The organism is Clostridium oryzae, from assembly GCF_002029235.1.
In the GTDB taxonomy this organism is placed as follows: Bacteria; Bacillota; Clostridia; order Clostridiales; family Clostridiaceae; genus Clostridium_AE; species Clostridium_AE oryzae.
On the sequence record NZ_MZGV01000007.1, the window covers coordinates 104,255 to 123,026 of the forward strand.

General features: G+C 34.3%; 18 protein-coding genes. All 18 read left to right on the forward strand.

Annotated features, from left to right (window positions below; translation table 11 throughout):
- Window positions 1-145 precede the first annotated feature (145 nt).
- The 18 genes from lepA to yqfD all read left to right on the forward strand — a co-directional run bounded on the left by lepA (window position 146) and on the right by yqfD (window position 18,610).
- On the forward strand, window positions 146-1,951 hold the full coding sequence (gene lepA, locus CLORY_RS05180) for a translation elongation factor 4 (RefSeq protein WP_079422445.1): 1,806 nt from the start codon (window positions 146-148) through the stop codon (window positions 1,949-1,951).
- 9 nt (window positions 1,952-1,960) lie between these two features.
- The gene (hemW, locus tag CLORY_RS05185; RefSeq protein WP_079422446.1) at window positions 1,961-3,085 is read left to right on the forward strand and encodes a radical SAM family heme chaperone HemW; all 1,125 of its coding nucleotides are present in this window, start codon (window positions 1,961-1,963) and stop codon (window positions 3,083-3,085) included.
- A gap of 199 nt (window positions 3,086-3,284) precedes the next feature.
- Window positions 3,285-4,316, forward strand: a complete 1,032-nt coding sequence (hrcA, locus tag CLORY_RS05190; RefSeq protein WP_079422447.1) for a heat-inducible transcriptional repressor HrcA — start codon at window positions 3,285-3,287, stop codon at window positions 4,314-4,316.
- 63 nt (window positions 4,317-4,379) lie between these two features.
- A complete protein-coding gene (grpE, locus tag CLORY_RS05195; protein ID WP_079422448.1) occupies window positions 4,380-5,051 on the forward strand; it encodes a nucleotide exchange factor GrpE in 672 nt (223 codons plus the stop codon).
- Window positions 5,052-5,120: 69 nt separating this feature from the next.
- Window positions 5,121-6,995 (forward strand): molecular chaperone DnaK, encoded by a 1,875-nt coding sequence (gene dnaK / locus CLORY_RS05200; RefSeq protein WP_079422449.1) that lies wholly within the window; start codon window positions 5,121-5,123, stop codon window positions 6,993-6,995.
- Window positions 6,996-7,401: 406 nt separating this feature from the next.
- Window positions 7,402-8,541, forward strand: a complete 1,140-nt coding sequence (dnaJ, locus tag CLORY_RS05205) for a molecular chaperone DnaJ (RefSeq protein WP_079422450.1) — start codon at window positions 7,402-7,404, stop codon at window positions 8,539-8,541.
- A 429-nt stretch (window positions 8,542-8,970) separates the two neighbouring features.
- A complete protein-coding gene (gene prmA / locus CLORY_RS05210) occupies window positions 8,971-9,912 on the forward strand; it encodes a 50S ribosomal protein L11 methyltransferase (RefSeq protein WP_079422464.1) in 942 nt (313 codons plus the stop codon).
- 12 nt (window positions 9,913-9,924) lie between these two features.
- Entirely contained in the window at window positions 9,925-10,677 is a 753-nt protein-coding gene (locus tag CLORY_RS05215) for a 16S rRNA (uracil(1498)-N(3))-methyltransferase (protein ID WP_079422451.1), read from the forward strand.
- A 22-nt stretch (window positions 10,678-10,699) separates the two neighbouring features.
- Window positions 10,700-11,239 (forward strand): phosphatase PAP2 family protein, encoded by a 540-nt coding sequence (locus CLORY_RS05220; RefSeq protein WP_079422452.1) that lies wholly within the window; start codon window positions 10,700-10,702, stop codon window positions 11,237-11,239.
- A 201-nt stretch (window positions 11,240-11,440) separates the two neighbouring features.
- Window positions 11,441-12,139 carry a VanR-ABDEGLN family response regulator transcription factor gene (gene vanR, locus CLORY_RS05225; protein WP_079422453.1) on the forward strand — a complete coding sequence of 233 codons (699 nt, stop codon included), beginning with the start codon at window positions 11,441-11,443 and terminating at the stop codon, window positions 12,137-12,139.
- Between the two features lie 22 nt (window positions 12,140-12,161).
- On the forward strand, window positions 12,162-13,256 hold the full coding sequence (vanS, locus tag CLORY_RS05230; RefSeq protein WP_207652170.1) for a vancomycin resistance histidine kinase VanS: 1,095 nt from the start codon (window positions 12,162-12,164) through the stop codon (window positions 13,254-13,256).
- 82 nt (window positions 13,257-13,338) lie between these two features.
- Window positions 13,339-14,295: a D-alanyl-D-alanine carboxypeptidase family protein gene (locus tag CLORY_RS05235; protein WP_079422455.1), complete on the forward strand. Its 957-nt coding sequence runs from the start codon at window positions 13,339-13,341 to the stop codon at window positions 14,293-14,295.
- Between the two features lie 244 nt (window positions 14,296-14,539).
- On the forward strand, window positions 14,540-15,883 hold the full coding sequence (mtaB, locus tag CLORY_RS05240; RefSeq protein ID WP_242954345.1) for a tRNA (N(6)-L-threonylcarbamoyladenosine(37)-C(2))-methylthiotransferase MtaB: 1,344 nt from the start codon (window positions 14,540-14,542) through the stop codon (window positions 15,881-15,883).
- Between the two features lie 49 nt (window positions 15,884-15,932).
- Entirely contained in the window at window positions 15,933-16,277 is a 345-nt protein-coding gene (locus tag CLORY_RS05245) for a histidine triad nucleotide-binding protein (protein ID WP_079422456.1), read from the forward strand.
- Window positions 16,278-16,412: 135 nt separating this feature from the next.
- The gene (gene rpsU / locus CLORY_RS05250; protein WP_003441547.1) at window positions 16,413-16,589 is read left to right on the forward strand and encodes a 30S ribosomal protein S21; all 177 of its coding nucleotides are present in this window, start codon (window positions 16,413-16,415) and stop codon (window positions 16,587-16,589) included.
- A 21-nt stretch (window positions 16,590-16,610) separates the two neighbouring features.
- Entirely contained in the window at window positions 16,611-17,063 is a 453-nt protein-coding gene (locus CLORY_RS05255; protein WP_079422457.1) for a GatB/YqeY domain-containing protein, read from the forward strand.
- A gap of 103 nt (window positions 17,064-17,166) precedes the next feature.
- The gene (gene yqfC / locus CLORY_RS05260; RefSeq protein WP_079422458.1) at window positions 17,167-17,469 is read left to right on the forward strand and encodes a sporulation protein YqfC; all 303 of its coding nucleotides are present in this window, start codon (window positions 17,167-17,169) and stop codon (window positions 17,467-17,469) included.
- Window positions 17,447-18,610, forward strand: coding sequence for a sporulation protein YqfD (gene yqfD, locus CLORY_RS05265; RefSeq protein ID WP_169911536.1), 1,164 nt, complete (start codon window positions 17,447-17,449; stop codon window positions 18,608-18,610). Before yqfC ends, yqfD begins: the two co-directional genes overlap by 23 nt.
- The last annotated feature ends 162 nt before the right edge of the window (window positions 18,611-18,772 follow it).

Below are 18,772 nucleotides of genomic sequence, written 5' to 3' on the forward strand. Positions count from 1 at the left end.
GTTTGACCCTAGGATCTTTTAGAAGTCAGAATGTATTAGAACTTTCACAACTTATATACAACTATTGATTTACATTTTATTATACGGGGGTGAAGTTTTTCTAAAATCAAGTCGTAATGATTTGTAATTTAGAAAACGTTAGAATATGCAAAGTAATAGGCAGAAACATATAAGAAATTTTTGTATAGTAGCACATATAGATCATGGCAAGTCTACATTGGCAGATAGATTGTTAGAAAAAACAGGAACTCTTACGCAGAGAGAAATGGAAGAACAAGTATTAGATAACATGGAGCTTGAAAAAGAGAGAGGTATAACTATAAAGGCCCAGGCAGTAAGACTTGTTTATAGAGCTGAGAATGGTGAAGAATATTTCCTTAACCTGATAGATACACCAGGACATGTCGATTTTAACTATGAAGTATCAAGGAGTCTTGCTGCATGTGAAGGCGCTATACTCGTAGTTGATGCAACTCAAGGAATACAAGCGCAAACACTTGCAAACTGCTATCTGGCTCTAGATCACGATTTGGAGATATTGCCAGTCATCAACAAAATAGACCTTCCAAGTGCAAGACCTGATGAAGTGAAGGCTGAAATAGAAGATGTAATTGGGCTTGAAGCACAGAATGCACCACTTATATCTGCAAAGACTGGTCTTAATATAGAGGAAGTTTTAAAGCAGATAGTTGAGAAGTTCCCAGCACCAGAGGGTGACGAGGAAGCTCCACTTAAGGCGCTTATTTTTGATTCCTATTATGATAGTTATAAAGGTGTTGTATGCTATGTAAGAATAACGGAAGGAAAAGTAAAAATAGGAAGTAAGATCAAGCTTATGGCATCAGGAAAAGTATATGATGTAACAGAGGTAGGAGCCTTTTCACCAAACTTTATGCCTGTAAAAGAGTTAAGTGCAGGGGACGTTGGATATATAACTGCTTCCATTAAGGTGGTACGTGATGCTAGAGTAGGTGATACTATCACTGATGCACTAAAGCCTGCAAAAGAGGCACTGCCAGGATATAGACCTGCTGTACCAATGGTATTCAGTGGAATATACCCAGTAGATGGTGCTAAATATGAGGAACTTAAAGAGGCTTTAGAGAAGCTTCAGCTTAATGATGCTGCTATGTTTTTTGAACCAGAGACATCAGTAGCATTAGGCTTTGGTTTTAGATGCGGATTTCTTGGCCTTTTGCATATGGAGATAATACAAGAAAGGATAGAGCGTGAATATAATCTGGATATTATTACTACCGCTCCTTCCGTTATATATAAAGTTACAAAAACAGATGGAGAAACTATTGAAATTACTAATCCATCAAATTTACCGGATCCCTCAGAGATAAGTTATATGGAAGAACCTATGGTTAAAGCATCTATAATAACACCATCAGACTATGTAGGTCCTATTATGGATTTATGTCAGGGCAGAAGAGGTGTCTACATTGACATGACATATATCGAGACTACTAGGGTAATGCTTAATTATGATATGCCGCTTAATGAGATAATTTATGATTTCTTTGATGTACTAAAATCCAGAAGCAGAGGATATGCATCGTTGGATTATGAGTTTAAGGGTTACAGTGAATCAAAGCTTGTTAAGCTTGATATTCTTTTAAACTCTGAAGTAGTGGATGCATTGTCTATGATTGTGCCTGAAGAAAGAGCTTACTTAAAGGGACGTAATATTGCAGAGAAGCTTAAGGAAATCATACCAAGGCAGCTTTTTGAAATTCCTATTCAAGCAGCAGTAGGCTCTAAAATAATAGCTAGAGAGACAGTTAAAGCTCTTAGAAAAGATGTATTAGCAAAATGCTATGGCGGAGATATAAGCAGAAAGAAGAAACTTTTGGAAAAGCAAAAAGAAGGAAAGAAGAGAATGAGACAGGTAGGATCTGTGGAAGTTCCTCAGGAAGCCTTTATGTCGGTATTAAAAGTAGAGTAGGTGATTATATTGAAAAATACAGCTCTTTATATACACATACCATTCTGCAAGAGCAAATGTTTTTATTGTGATTTTTGCTCTTATGCAAACAGTGAAGAGCTTATGGAGGAATATACACAGGCTTTATGCAGTGAAATTGAAAACTGTACACAAAATCAGCATATTAGTACGATATTTATAGGTGGGGGAACGCCCACCTATTTGAATTTTAAAGCCTGGATGAAATTAGGAGATGTAATAAAAAAGCTTGATTTAGATAGTAATCTTGAATTTACTGTAGAATGTAACCCTGGAACAATACAGGAAGATGTTATGATTTACCTAAAAAGCATAGGAGTAAATAGGATAAGCATGGGACTGCAGGCTTGGCAAGACAGACTTTTGAAGCTGATAGGAAGAATACATAGTCAGAAAGATTTTGTAGACGGATTTAAAATACTTAGAAATATTGGTTTTACAAACATAAATATTGATGTTATTTTTGGACTTCCAACTCAAACTATGGAAGATTTTAGAGAGACGTTAGAGAAGATTGCAGCTATGAAGCCTGAACATATATCATGCTACAGTCTTATAGTAGAAAAAAATACTCCTTTTGGCAGGATGTATGATGAAGGAAAACTTGAACTTATGAGTGATGACGATGTAGAGGATATGTATCAGTTTGCTAAAAGGTATATGAACGAGTATGGATATAAACAATATGAAATATCCAATTTTGCTAAAGAAGGCAGAGAGTGCAGACACAATACCATATATTGGAATCTTGGGGACTATTTAGGCTGCGGAGCTGCTGCACATTCATATATATATAATAAAAGGTATAGAAATGAAGAAAACATAAAAAAATATATAAATAGAATCGATGAAACAGGCAGTGCTGTGGTGGAAGAGAAAGAAAATACTTTAAAAGACAATATGGAAGAGTTCATGTTTATGGGATTACGAATGATGAAAGGAGTATCAGAAGAAGATTTTAAAAATAGATTTAAGAAGGATATATCAGAGGTATATGGTGCTGTAATAGATAAATATACTAATCTAAAGTTATTATGTAGAGAAAGAGGCAGGCTATATCTAAGTGACAGAGGGATTGAAATATCGAATACGATTATGAGTGATTTTTTGCTGTGATTTGAAAAATTATAAACTGCATTAAAAAACAAAGAAATTCTAAGATAAGCTACGCATATTTTTTATAAAATATTATAATCACTAATAATCATAATATATTAATAAATATGTGTGGTTGACAAAGAAATAGCTAAATGTTATTTTTAAAACGTAGTAATTAGCACTCAACGTTAATGAGTGCTAACAAAGAGGTGATTGTATGGAAATTGATGAAAGAAAGATAAAGATTTTAAGAGCTATTATCAGTGACTATATAAACACCGGGGAACCTGTTGGTTCAAGAACTATAGCGCGTAAATATGATTTGGGTATAAGTTCAGCAACAATTAGAAACGAAATGTCGGACTTAGAGGACATGGGATACCTTGAACATATACATGCTTCTTCTGGAAGAAAACCTTCAAATAAAGGTTATAGATTGTATGTAGATAAATTAATGAAATTAAAGGGCGTTTCAAAGGAAGAGGAAATTTTAATAAAGGATATGCTTATCAATGCTGCCTTATTTGAAGTTGATAAGGTTCTTAAACAAACAAGTTTACTTTTATCAAGACTTACTAAGCTGACTTGTGTAGTGAAGGCTCCTTCGGTTAAAAAAAGCAGCATTAAAAAGATACAGCTTATAAATGTAGATGCTAATAACGTGTTGCTGATAATTGTTACTGACAGTGGTCTCATAAAAAATAATATGATAAGAATAAATAGAGCTTTGGATAACAGAGCTTTAATGAGTATTAGCAATATGCTCACTGAAAGGCTAATGGATTTGACTATAGAGGATATAAATCTCGCTGTTATAAATAGCATAAAAAGCGGGTTAAAGGGCTATGATGAAATATTTAATGCAATAATACCAGTACTCTATGAATCCTTAAATCCGAAAGATAATGATGAGGTTTATATGGAGGGTGAAGCTAATATGCTTCAATATCAGGAATATAATGATATTGAACGTGCAAGAGAATTTCTAGAGTTTCTAGACGATAAGCAATCCCTTTCAAAGATATTAAATACACCTTTAGATACTCAAGTAAGTATTGGAGAGGAAAATTATGTACCTCAAGCTAAAGATTACAGCGTTATTTCAAAGGCTTACAGCATAGGAAAGAAACCTATGGGTACTGTAGGAATAATTGGTCCTACGAGGATGGATTATTCGAAAGTTATTTCAATATTAAATAAGGTTATAGATATGTTGAATGAGAATCTTAATAATTATGATGATTGGTGATACTAATTATATTTAATGTACATGTCTATACTGCATAATAGAGAAGGTGGAGGTAATTTTACAATGGCAGATGAGAAAAATTTAAATTCGCAGGGAGATGACATTAAGGAAGAATGCCTGGAAGAAGATAATAAATGCCAGTGTTCTGATGAAAAAGACTGCGACTGTGAGACAGAAGATACTGAAAAGTGTTCTAATGATGAAGAAAAAAGTGCTGAGGATGCTGAAGGGCCTCAAAATGAAACAGAAATTCTTGCAAAGGAAATAGAGACGATGAAACTTGAAAAAGCTAAGCTTCACGATCAGCTCAAGAAAGCTAATAATGAAATTGATACATTAAAAGACAGACTACTAAGAACTACTTCAGAATATGAGAATTTTAGAAAGAGAACAGCTAAGGAAAAGGAAGCAATTTATACAGATTCATGTGTAGATGTACTTAAAACTTTACTTCCAGTGCTGGATAATATGGAAAGAGCTGCAGCTGTTGAGGGAAGCCTTGATGACCTGAAAAAGGGTATAGAGATGACTATTAGACAGTTTCAAGATTCATTAAGCAAATTGGATGTAGAAGAAATATCCGTTGAAAATGGCTTTGATCCTAATCTGCATAATGCTGTTATGCATGTTGAAGATGAATCATTTGATCAGAACGCTATTGTGGAGGTATTCCAGAAGGGATATAAAAGAGGAGATAAAGTTATTAGACATAGTATGGTTAAAGTAGCAAATTAAAATTAAAATAGATGGTAAATATATAAATTGATAATTTGTGCAAAAAGGAAAATGAGGAGGAAATTTTAAATGGGTAAAGTAATAGGTATTGATTTAGGAACAACAAATTCATGTGTAGCTGTTATGGAAGGTGGAGAACCAACAGTAATAGCTAACTCAGAAGGTGCAAGAACTACTCCTTCAGTAGTTTCATTCCAGGCAAATGGTGAAAGATTAGTAGGTCAGGTTGCTAAGAGACAGGCAATAACAAACCCTGATAAGACTATTATATCAATAAAGAGACATATGGGAACTGGACATAAGGTTAACATCGATGGAAAGGACTATACTCCACAGGAAATATCAGCCATGATACTTCAGAAGATCAAAGCTGATGCAGAAGCATATCTTGGAGAGACTGTTACTCAGGCTGTTATAACAGTTCCAGCATACTTTAATGATAGCCAAAGACAGGCTACTAAAGATGCAGGTAAGATAGCAGGACTAGAAGTACTTAGAATTATAAACGAGCCAACAGCAGCATCACTTGCTTATGGACTTGATAAAACAGATTCTTCTCACAAGATACTAGTTTATGACCTTGGCGGTGGTACTTTCGATGTATCCATACTTGAACTTGGTGATGGAGTATTCGAAGTTAAATCAACTAATGGTAATACTCATCTTGGTGGAGATGACTTCGACCAGAAGGTAATGGATTATATTGCAGATACATTTAAACAGGAAAATGGTATAGATTTAAGAAATGATAAGATGGCTCTTCAGAGACTTAAAGAAGCTGCAGAAAAAGCAAAGATAGAGCTTTCAGCTTCAATGCAGACTAATATCAACTTACCATTTATTACAGCTGATGCAACAGGTCCAAAGCATATAGATATGAATTTCACAAGAGCTAAATTTAATGAGATAACTCATGATTTAGTTCAGGCAACTATAGAACCAATTAGAAAAGCATTAGAAGATGCAAAACTTACAATGAATGATGTGGATAAGGTAATACTTGTTGGTGGTTCTACAAGAATCCCTGCAGTACAAGAAGCTGTTAAACAGTTTACTGGAAAAGAGCCTTCAAAGGGAGTTAATCCTGATGAATGTGTTGCAGTTGGTGCTGCAATTCAAGCAGGAGTTCTTACTGGAGATGTAAAAGACATATTACTTCTTGATGTTACACCTCTTACTCTTGGTATAGAGACTATGGGAGGAATAGCTACTCCACTTATAGAGAGAAATACAACTATACCTACAAGAAAGAGCCAGGTATTTACAACTGCGGCAGATGGTCAGACTTCTGTTGAAATAAACGTAGTACAAGGTGAAAGAAAGATGGCAGCTGATAACAAGCAGCTTGGAAGATTCACACTTTCAGGAATTGCGCCAGCTCCAAGAGGAATCCCTCAAATTGAAGTTACATTTGATATAGATGCTAATGGTATCGTTAATGTAACAGCTAAAGATAAGGGAACAGGTAAAGAGGCTAACATTACAATAACTGCTTCAACAAATCTTAGCGATGACGAGATAGATAAGGCTGTTAAGGATGCTGAGAAGTTTGCTGAAGAAGATAAAAAGCGTAAGGAGTCCATCGAGGTTAAGAATAATGCTGATCAGATAGTTTACCAGACTGAGAAGACCTTAAAAGAACTTGGCGACAAGGTTTCAGCTGAAGACAAAGCTAAGATTGAAGATAAGTTAAATGCTCTTAAGAATATTAAAGACGGTGATGATTTAGAAGCAATCAAAAAAGCTACAGAAGAACTTACGCAGGAATTCTACGCAGTATCATCAAAAATATATCAGGCAAATGCTGGACAGCAGGGACCAACAGCAGGTCCAGGACCAGAAGCTGGAGCTGGAGATGCTTCACAGCAAAATCCAGGAGCAGGTGCTAATGGTGGCTCAGATGATAATGTAGTAGATGCAGATTTTAAAGTTGATGATAAATAGTTGGAGTTTGTTATCTAATATGATAAAATGAATAAGGGAAGGGACGAATCCCTTTCCTTATTTTATAAAGAAGAATTAATGTAACTGATAGCTTATACATGGGAAAAGATTACTTATTGTTCTATATTTTCCTATGTATAAGTTAAATTTACGTGTTGTTTATATAGGGAAACAACTTCAACTATTAATTTATACATGCCTGATAATCGCCTGATGCCGCGATTTTCAAACATGTATAAATTAAGTTTCCGTAGTGTTTCCCTATAGGAAAACAGCTTCAACTATTAACTTATACACGACAAAAGATCGTTGGAACATTCGATATTTTGCCATGTATAAATTAAGTTTCTGCGATGTTTTCCTATAGTTTATAGCATTCATAATTATATAGGTGGTGAAAGATTGGATGGCAAGCAAGGATTATTATGAGGTTTTAGGTCTACAAAAAGGTGCCAGTGAAGATGATATAAAAAAAGCGTTTAGAAAACTGGCAATCAAATACCATCCTGATAAAAATAAAGGGAATAAGGAAGCTGAGGAGAAATTCAAGGAAATAAATGAAGCTTATCAGGTGCTGTCAGATCCTCAGAAAAAGGCACAATATGATCAATTTGGTACTGCTGACTTTTCAGGGGCAGGCGGTTTTGATGGTGGCTTTGGAAATTTTGACTTCTCTGATATGGGTGGTTTTGGAGACATTTTTGATACGTTTTTCGGAGGCAGTGGTTTCTCATCTAGAAGCAGGAGGAGGAATGCGGCCGAAAGAGGTTCAGATATTGAAACAACCATAAATCTTACCTTTGAGGAAGCTGTATTTGGAGTTGAAAAAGAGATTAGCATAAATAGACATGAGAATTGTGAACACTGCCATGGAACTGGAGCAAAGCCTGGTACTTCTCCAAAAACTTGTGACAAATGTAATGGTTCTGGACAGGTTAGAAGTCAAAGAAGTACTCCGCTTGGAAGCTTTGTTACGATGACTACCTGCGACAAATGCGGAGGAAAAGGTACAATAATATCTGATCCTTGTCCAAATTGTAGAGGTACAGGTAAAGAGAGAAAACATCGCAAGATAAAGGTTAATATACCAGCTGGTGTAGATAATGGTAATGTGATTCCGTTAAGAGGTCAGGGAGAGCACGGCAACAATGGCGGAGCCCCTGGAGATTTATATATAAATCTTAGAGTAAGTAATCATGAGCTGTTCAAAAGAAAAGGCTTTGATATTTATATAGATGCTCATGTAAGTTTTGGTCAGGCTGCTTTAGGAACAGAACTAAAGGTTCCTACAGTAGATGGTGAGGTTAAGTACACTGTACCTCAAGGAACACAATCAGGAACTGTCTTTAGATTGAGGGGAAAAGGTGTGCCTAAAATAAACTCTTCTTCTAGGGGAGATCAGTATGTAAATGTGATTGTAGACGTACCTAAGAACTTAAATGAAAAGCAGAAGGAAGCACTTAAAAAGTTTATGGAAGTTTATGGTGAGGAGCCAGAAGAAGGTAAGAAGTCAAATTTTTTCAAGGGAAAAATATTTGGTAAATAGTTAGGAACTTCGTCTATATTGAGTATAATGCAAAATTCTATTATATTTTGACTTCTAAAATATCTAAAACTATTTAGTTATGATATTTTAGAAGCACAATATAAGAAATTTGGGGCATTATATATAAGACGGAGTTTTTTTACTCTTTAGGAATTTATGTTTTTGGCTAATTTAGGATAATGTTAAGATACTCTTATAAAAAGCAAAAAAGTTGGGCATTAAATAAAAAAATGTTATATCATGTTTTCGAAGCAATTAAAGAGAAACAATATTATATTTTGAAGTTAGTGAATTAAGAGAAAAAGGTAAAAGCAGTAATAAAATAAAAGAACTTAATAAATATTAGAAGTCGGAGCATTAAAAATGGTTGCATCCGACGGCGGCATAGGGTGCAACCATTTTTTAATAATTGACAAGGAGCGAATACATATGAATGGACAGTGGTATGAGGTAAAGGTTATAACTAATAGTGAATCTATTGAGCCTATATCGGGAATATTTTATGGATTAGACGTTAAAGGTGTGTCAATTGAGGACCCAAATGATATAATCCAGAGAGAGCAAGGTCCTCTAACTTGGGACTTTGCAGATATTAATATACTAGAGTATAAGGGCAAATATGCAGTGGTAAGAGGTTATTTTAATATAACTGAAAATGGCGATGAATTACTTACATATGTTAAGAATAAAATTGCAGAGTTAAGAGAATCAGGAATGGATGTAGGTTTAGGTGAAGCCTCCTGTCAGGTGGTTAAGGAAGAAGACTGGGCAAATAATTGGAAAAAATATTATGTGCCTACCAAGATAGGTGAAAGCATAGTTGTAAAACCTATATGGGAGAATTATTCAGCCAAAGAAGGCGAATTAGTAGTTGAACTTGATCCAGGCATGGCTTTTGGAACAGGTACTCATGAGACTACAAGAATGTGTGTAAAGGCTCTTGAAAGGACAGTAAAGCATGAAAATGTAGTGTTTGATATAGGTACTGGTTCAGGAATACTTGCTATAACAGCCGCAAAGCTGGGAGCTAAACACGTAATAGGAGTAGATTTAGATCCAGTTGCTGTGGATTCTGCACTGGAAAATGTGAAGTTTAATAAGCTTAACAACATAGAAATATTAAAAGGTGATTTAATGGAGGTAGTTCAAGGCAAGGCAGATATTATTGTGGCAAACATAATTGCTGAAGTAATAGTTATACTTACAGATCAGGTCAAGAAATTCCTTGATGCCGGCGGACTATTTATAACCTCTGGTATAATAAGAGACAGAGAGAAAATGGTGGTTGATAAGCTCGAAAAGGAAGGCTTTGAAGTAGTAAATATAGAACGTGACGGAGAGTGGGTATGTATTACCTCTAAACTGAAATAAGGAGACAAATGCATGCATAAGTTTTTTGTAAAACCTGAAAATATATCTGGCAACACTGCTGTTATTGACGGCGACGATGTGAAGCATATATATAAGGTGCTGAGACTTGAAAAGGATGACGAAATAATTATTAATAACCTAGCAGACGAAGAGTTTCTAGGTGCTATTGAAGAAGTCAATAAAATGCAGGTTACAGTAAAGATAATAAAAAAACTTGATATCAGCAATGAAAGCAATATAAATATAACATTGTTTCAGGGACTTCCAAAGTCAACTAAGATGGATTTTATTGTTCAAAAATCAACTGAAATAGGCGTTAAGAAGATAACTCCAATACTTACTGAGAGAGTAGTTAATAAGGTGGAGATAAAGGAATTTAAAAAAGTTGATAGGTGGAGAAGAATTGCACTGGAAGCTTGCAAGCAGAGTAAAAGAACTACGATTCCAGAAATTGATGAACCTATGGAGTTTGAGACACTGCTTAATGTGCTAAAAGGTTTTGATTTAATAGTGGTGCCCTATGAAAATGCTGAAGGCTTCGGCATTAAAAAGATGTGTTCAGCAGCAGAAAGAGACAATATATTAAATGTGGCTGTAATTATAGGACCTGAGGGCGGATTTGAACAGTCAGAGATTGATAAGCTGACACAACTAGGAGCATATATTGTCACCCTTGGTCCGAGAATACTTCGTACAGAAACTGCCGGGATTATTACCTCTGCAATATTACAGTATGAGCTTGGAGATATGGGCGGAATTATATAAATTAGGAACGAGGAAGCACATAATGATATATATACACGATTTTGATGCAGCTATTCTTTTATTCATAAAAAATAATATGCACAGTTATTTAATGGATAAGACAATGATATTTATGACTCGTCTAGGCAACGGAGGACTTATATGGTTTGTGATTTGCATACTGCTGATACTTAGTAAAAGGTATAGAAGAGCAGGCTTCACGGCTTTGACGGCATTAGTAATAACAACTATCTTAGGTGAAGGAATAATAAAACATATAGTTCGGCGTGCTAGACCATTTACCAATATAGAAGATATGAAGCTTCTTATAGCTAGGCCTATATCCTATTCATTTCCGTCAGGACATACAGGAGCTTCTTTTGCAGCCGCTACGGTTTTGTCAAAATATTTCAAGAAATATTCATTGTTTATTTTTGTATTAGCGGTTTTAATAGCTTTTTCAAGGCTATACCTATATGTTCATTATCCTACAGATGTTTTAGCTGGCGTAATTTTGGGAATAATATCTGGTATAATGGCAAATTCTTTTGTGAATAAATATGTTTATAAGAGAAAAGAGTAGAGAGAGAAGAGAAAAGTGAAGGTGGGAATTCAGCTGTACTGAATTCCTGAATTCTCAAGTGATATAATGTGATTAGTAGGATTTTTATTTATAATCTTAAGAAATACTTAAGATTTTTATAGGACAAAAATCAAAAACATATTTGCTTTTTCTGGTAAAATACAAGGGGACTTATAATTACAGAAAGAGGATGGGTATGCTATGGAAACTAATATTTTAATCGTGGATGATGAAAAAGAAATTGCTGATTTGGTGGAAGTATATCTGAAAAATGAAGGCTTTGTTGTCCATAAGTTTTATACAGCTAATGAAGCACTAAATTGCATCGATACGACAAAACTTGAGTTAGCCATACTGGACGTTATGCTTCCCGATATTGATGGCTTTACTATATGCCAGAAGATTCGTGAAAAATATAATTTTCCTGTCATAATGCTTACAGCAAAAGAGCAGGAAATTGATAAAATAAATGGACTTGCTATTGGTGCAGATGATTATGTAACAAAACCTTTTAGACCTCTAGAGCTTGTGGCTAGAGTAAAGGCGCAGCTTAGACGTTTTATGCGGTACAATCAGCAGGGACTGAGTAATGAAGACAGCGAAATTGAATTTGCAGGATTAACATTAAATCATGATAAGCATAAATGCAGGTTGAACGAACGAGAACTTACATTGACACCTATAGAATTTGAAATACTATGGTTCTTATGCTTAAATCGAGGACGTGTAGTCAGTTCAGAAGAATTATTTCAGCAGGTATGGGAAGAAAAGTATTTTTCCAGCAGTAATAACACTGTTATGGTACACATAAGACACCTGCGGGAAAAGATGAAAGATTCCGCAGAACACCCTAAGTACATAAAAACTGTATGGGGGCTGGGGTATAAAATTGAAAGGTGATTTTAGCAGGCTTAAGAGAAAAATGTTTTTATGGGTGATATTAATTCTTATAATAGCATTTATAATAGGTAGTTTTCTTATGAACTTCTTTGTAGATGGAATATTTCAGGATGCTTTTGCTAAGACATTTGTTTCCATATGTGAAAGAGTTTTGAAGTTTAACTTTGATCAATCTGCTGCATTATACCAATTTATCTTTCAGCAGCACAAGTACCAATGGGTTTCAATAGGCTTTCTTATTATGCTCCTGATTATTTTTTATTGCGTTCTTTCACGATTTACTAGTTATTTTAATGAAATAAGCTTAGGAATGGATAAATTACTTGAAGAATCTGATAAGGATATTGAATTATCACCGGAAATGGATTTTATGGAGAAAAGGTTGAACAAAGTAAAAAATTCTTTGGAAAAGCGTTCAAAAGATGCACAAGAAGCTGAACAGAGAAAAAATGATTTGGTAGTTTATTTAGCTCATGATATTAAAACTCCGCTGACCTCTGTGGTAGGATATTTGAGTCTTCTGGATGAAGCATCGGATATGCCGCAGCAGCAGAGAGAAAAATATACAAAAATAACGTTAGAAAAGGCATATAAGTTGGAGCAGCTTATAAATGAATTTTTTGAAATAACTAGATATAATCTTCAAAGTATTATATTAGATAAGTCTGAAATAAATCTTAACTATATGCTGCTGCAGATGGCCGACGAATTCTACCCAATGCTTGAACCCAAGGGAAAGCAGGCAGTAGTAAAAGCAGAAGAGGATATTACCTTATGTGGAGATGCAGACAAGCTAGCAAGGGTTTTTAATAATATTTTAAAAAATGCTATTGCTTACAGCTACGATAATAGTGTTATACAAATCGAGGCGGTGAAGAAAGGTGAAGATGTTATAATAATATTTACTAACCATGGAAGGACAATACCTGCTCAAAAATTGGATACTATATTTGAAAAGTTTTATAGATTAGACTCATCAAGAACAAGCAGTACAGGCGGGGCGGGTTTAGGACTTGCTATAGCTAGGGAAATCGTAAATGCCCATGGTGGGAGCATTTCAGCTGATAGTAGTGATGAAAAGACGGTATTTACAGTAGTACTACCTAATAAAAAATAAGAAAATATTAAGAAAATAGTAATATAAAATTAAAGAACAACTCCTTTTGTTATGGTTAAATATAGAAAAGGAGTTGTTTTTTATGAGAAGAGTGCATAGAAAGAAAAGAAAGTCACCAGTTTCAAAACTGATAATAATTTTTGTGTTGACAATAATGATTGCTTTAGTTACTGGAATTGGTGAAAAAACTTACAATTTTATAAAGGACAGTTCAACTTTAATAAATCCTATGAAACTTTCAGGAAATAGCTATTTTTCAGATATTAAGCTGTACAGTCCCCATGCTATTTTAGTTGAACTTAATAATAGAAGAACGTTGATGGAATGCCGCAGTGAAGAAAGGATATATCCTGCGTCATTAACAAAAATGATGACAGCTATAGTTGCCATTGAGAATGTTAAAAATCTGCGGCAGCCAGTTACGCTGCCTAGAGGTATATTTCATGATTTATATACTGAAAATGCATCGATGGCTGGATTTCTTCCTAATGAGCAAGTATCAGCTGAGGATTTACTCTATGGAATAATGCTGCCATCTGGGGCAGATGCATCAATAGGTTTATCGATTTATACAGCTGGTTCAGAGACGAAGTTTGTAGAAATAATGAATAGTAAAGCTAAAGAGCTTGGAATGAAGCATACACATTTCACTAATGTATGTGGTTTGCAGGATGCCAATCACTATAGTACAGTAAAGGATTTATCTGTACTTCTAGCGTATGCATTAAAAAATAGTACTTTTCGAAGGATTTTTACATCTACTAAACACTATATACCAGCTACTAATATGCACCCCAGCGGAATAACGGTTTACAGTACAATGTTTAAAAGTGCTGGCACTGGAAGGTTTAACGGAGGGAGACTCCTTGGAGGAAAGACAGGGTACACAGAAGAAGCTGGATTATGTTTAGCAAGTCTGGCAGAAAAAAATGGAAAAGAGTATATACTGGTAACAGCAGGAGCTGAAGGCGATCATAAAACCAAACAATATGATATTTTAGATGCATTGAATGTATATGGAAAGATTAAGAAAGAGTAGAGAGTAGAGAGTAGAGAGTAGAGAGAAAAGAGAAAGGTGAAGGTGGGAATTCAGCTGTACTGAATTCCTATAAATTAATAATTTCGTGGCTGTAATAGAGAAAGGGCTTAAAACACTTCTCAGCAGCCGCTCAATTAAAAAGAAAGTTAATTGCATTAGTCTATATAATTTTAGTTGGCAAAACTACAAATATAATTTATCATATAATAGTGTTTAAGTTTTATTTAGGAGGAAAATTATAATAATGAACAATAATGAAAATATAGATAGATTAAAGAAAACAGTAGGTATGCTTACGCTAGGCTGCAGGGTAAATCAATATGAAACCGAAGCTATGGCAGAGAAATTTGTTAAAGATGGATATGATGTAGTAGATTTCAATGATTATGCTGATGTATATGTGGTGAATACCTGTACGGTTACAAGTATGAGCGACAAGAAGTCTAGACAGATGATAGGCAGAGCAAGAAGAAGAAATGAAGATGCTGTTATTGCTGTAGTCGGCTGTTATTCTCAGGTTGCTCCTGATGAGGTAGCTGCAATAGAAGGCGTAGATGTAGTTCTTGGTAACAGAAATAAGGGAGATGTAGTATACTGGGTTAATAGGGCACTTCAGGATAGAGAAAAAATAGTCAATATAAAAGATGTGTTTAGAGATAAACAGTTCGAAGAACTTTCCATAGATACCTATCAGGACAAAACTAGAGCTTTTCTTAAAATACAGGATGGATGTAATAGGTTCTGTTCGTATTGTCTTATTCCATATGCAAGAGGCAGCGTATGCAGTAAAAGCAGTGATTTGGTAATAGCAGAAGCTAAGGAGCTTGCGGCAAATGGGTTTAAGGAGATAATACTTACGGGTATCCACACTGCCTCCTACGGAGCAGACTTAAAAGAAAATGTTGGTCTCGTAGATATAATTGAAAAAGTTAATGAAATAGATGGCATTGAAAGGATAAGAATTGGATCTATAGATCCTACATTCTTCACTGATAATGTTATTGATAGAATAGCAAAGTGTGAAAAGGCTTGTCCTCATTTTCATTTATCACTGCAGAGCGGTTGTGATGAGACGTTAAGGCGAATGAATAGAAGATATACTGCCGAGGAGTATAGGAAAATTGTATATGAGCTTAGGGAGAAGATTAACAATGTTTCTATAACTACTGATGTAATAGTAGGCTTCCCAGGAGAGACAGAGGAAGAATTTAATACGACTTATGAGTTTTTGAAGGATATACAACTCTCTAAAACTCATATTTTTAAGTATAGTCCCAGAAAAGGAACTGCTGCAGCTAAAATGAAAGATGATATTATTCCTCAGGAAAAAGAAAGAAGGAGCAATTTGCTTCTAGAACTTAATTTGAAGAATGAAAGAAAGTTTATAGAGAAATTTATTGGCTTTGATATGAAGGTTCTCTATGAGCAAAGAGTTTCTAAAGCTGAAGATATGTATGAAGGATATGCAGATAATTATATTAAAGTGATTTCAAGGCTTAAGTCCGAAGATGAAATAGGAAAAATATTATCTACCAAGCTGATAACAGCTAGTGATGAGTTTGCATATGGAAGTATAGATGCAGTATAATATGGTTAGGATATAACTTGATGGCAGTTATGGATAGGAGGTGTAATTAATGGAAGAATGTATATTCTGTAAAATAGTTAAAGGCGAAATACCATCGGAAAAAGTATATGAAAATGACAGTGTGTATGCATTTAAGGATATAAGTCCAGAAGCCCCTGTTCATGTGCTGATTATACCTAAGAAACATATAAAAAGCATTAATGAAATAACTAGAGAGGATTCAGAAATCCTTTTAGAAGTATTTCTTGCAGCAAGTAAAATTGCTGAAATGAATGGAATAAAAGAGGATGGCTACAGGCTAGTATCCAATTGTGGAGACAGAGCTGGGCAGACAGTAAAGCATCTTCATTTTCATTTCTTAGGTGGCAGAGATTTGAAATGGCCTCCAGGCTAACTTTTATTTATATGTGTACTATGAAATTCTTGACAGTGTGCGAATAATTAATGTATAATAATCTATGTGTTATTTGAACCCAAGGCTTATTTTATTGTTAAATAAGATTAGAGCTAGCGGAGGGAGGGATAATAGATGTCAGAAATTAAAGTTGGAGAAAATGAAACATTAGAAAGTGCTTTAAGAAGATTCAAGAGAAAATGCGCTAGAGCAGGTGTTCTTTCAGAAGTTAGAAAGAGAGAGCATTATGAAAAGCCAAGCGTTAAAAGAAAGAAAAAGTCTGAAGCAGCAAGAAAAAGAAAATTTAAATAGACTTTGAAAGAAGGTATCGTTATGCCAATTAAAGAAAGACTTCAAGAAGATTGGAAGCAAGCTTTAAAGGCTAAGGATAAGTTCAAGGCTGATACTATTAGTATGGCTAAAGCTGCCGTTTTACTTGTTGAAAAAAGTGGCAAGGGCGATGGTCAGGTCACTGATGAGGACATAATAGAGATATTAGCTAGGGAAGTAAAGCAAAGGCGAGAGTCCATTGTTGAATTTGAAAAGGGAAAAAGGCAGGATCTTGTAGATAAAGCCAAAGCTGAAATAGAGATTTTGTTAGATTACCTTCCTCAGCAGTTAAGTGAAGAAGAAATATCAAAAATAGTACATTCAAAAGCCGATGAAATAGGTGCAAATAACATAAAAGATATGGGTAAGCTTATGTCAGCTGTAATGCCTGAATTAAAAGGTAAGGCAGATGGAAAGCTTGTCAATAAAATAGTAAGAGAACTTCTTAATAAATAAGAAATGATAAAGGTTCAGTTTTTCTGGGCCTTTTTTATTTTGTCATGAAATACAGAGTCGTCTCATAAATTAAGTATGAGAATATTTATTGAGGTGAATTCATTTGGAAAATAAAATAAATAAAGTAAAGGAAGTTCTGGCCGGACAGCTTGATTTGCCTGAAGACATAGTGCTTAATATTCCTAAGATAAGTATAGTGGGTAATAATGAAATTACAATTGAAAATCATAAAGGTATAGTTGTTTTTGATGAGAATATAGTAAAGATTAACTCAAGTGTAGGATTGATAGAAATTTCAGGAAAGAAGTTTGAAATACTTTTTCTAAGTGGAAATACAATAACACTATCTGGGGAGTTTAAAGCTATTTCTTATGAGCAAAAGAATGAAGAAATTAGTGAACTATAAATTTGATAATATAAACTTAGGAGAAGTAGAATTAAGAGTTTATACAAGATTTCCTGAAAAATTTATCAATCTATTATGGAAAAATAATATAAGAACAAGCAATATTATTAGATTGGATATAACTACAGTAAGTGTGACAATTGCTCTTACAGATTATGCTCGATTGGAGAAACTTGCAAAACAGTGCGGCATTAAAATTAAAGTAGTAAGACACAGTGGATTATATTATTATATCATCAGATTTAGAAAGCACATATCTCTATATGTTGGAGCACTGATTTTTGCATTGGTGCTGCTGTATTTTTCTACATATATATGGTCCATAGACATATCTACAGACCAATACGTGAGTCCGTACGAAATACGCAGAAGTCTTTATATGAATGGAATAAAGCCGGGAATACCAAAAAGTAAAATACATATATCTGACATAGAAGAAAAATTGCTGAAAGAAAATGACGGTATTATGTGGATAAGAATAAGGATTGAAGGATCAAAATTAAAAGTTGTTCTCGCAGAAAGCCATGAGCCTCCTACTATAGATAAAGCTGAAGAGCCATGCAATATAGTAGCAGGAATTGAGGGACAAGTAACGGATGTCTATACTGAAAAAGGAACAGCCCTTGTCAAACCTGGTGATGTTGTTAAAAAAGGACAGCTTTTGATAAAGGGAGAACAGGGCAAGGAAGGAAACACTTATGAAGTACGTGCAGCTGGTAAGGTTGAAGCTAAAACCTTTTATGAATATAATGATAGAGCAGTATATAAAGGTGTTAAAGAGGTACATACAGGAAATAGAATAGTAAATAAATATATCAGTTTGTTTGGAAAGAAAATATATATCAAAAAAAGTTTAAACAAATTTACTAGTTATGATAAAATAGAAGAAAGTAATGGTATCCTTCATAAGGAAATAATAAGAGAGCTTAAGAAAAAAGCTTTTCAAATTGAAGAGCAGAAGCTTATAGATAAATTTGAAAAAAAATACTATAATAAGACGCTGGAAAATATAGATCGAGATGCAGCGATAGTAGATAAAAAAATAGATACTCATACAGATGGCAATACATTAAGAGTCAGAATACTATTTGTAGTGCAGCAGAACATAGGAGTTGAGCAGTTTTTACAGGATACCTATTGATAAGTAATATGAAAACTAAATTGGTTTGATAAGCTATATTTATAAAAGATGAACTAAACAAGTGAATTAAATGAAGATAATATTAAGTAGTTAGTGTATGCTTTAAATAGATAAGAGAAAAGAGTAAAGAGTAGAGAGAAAAGTGAAGGAAGAAATTCTGCT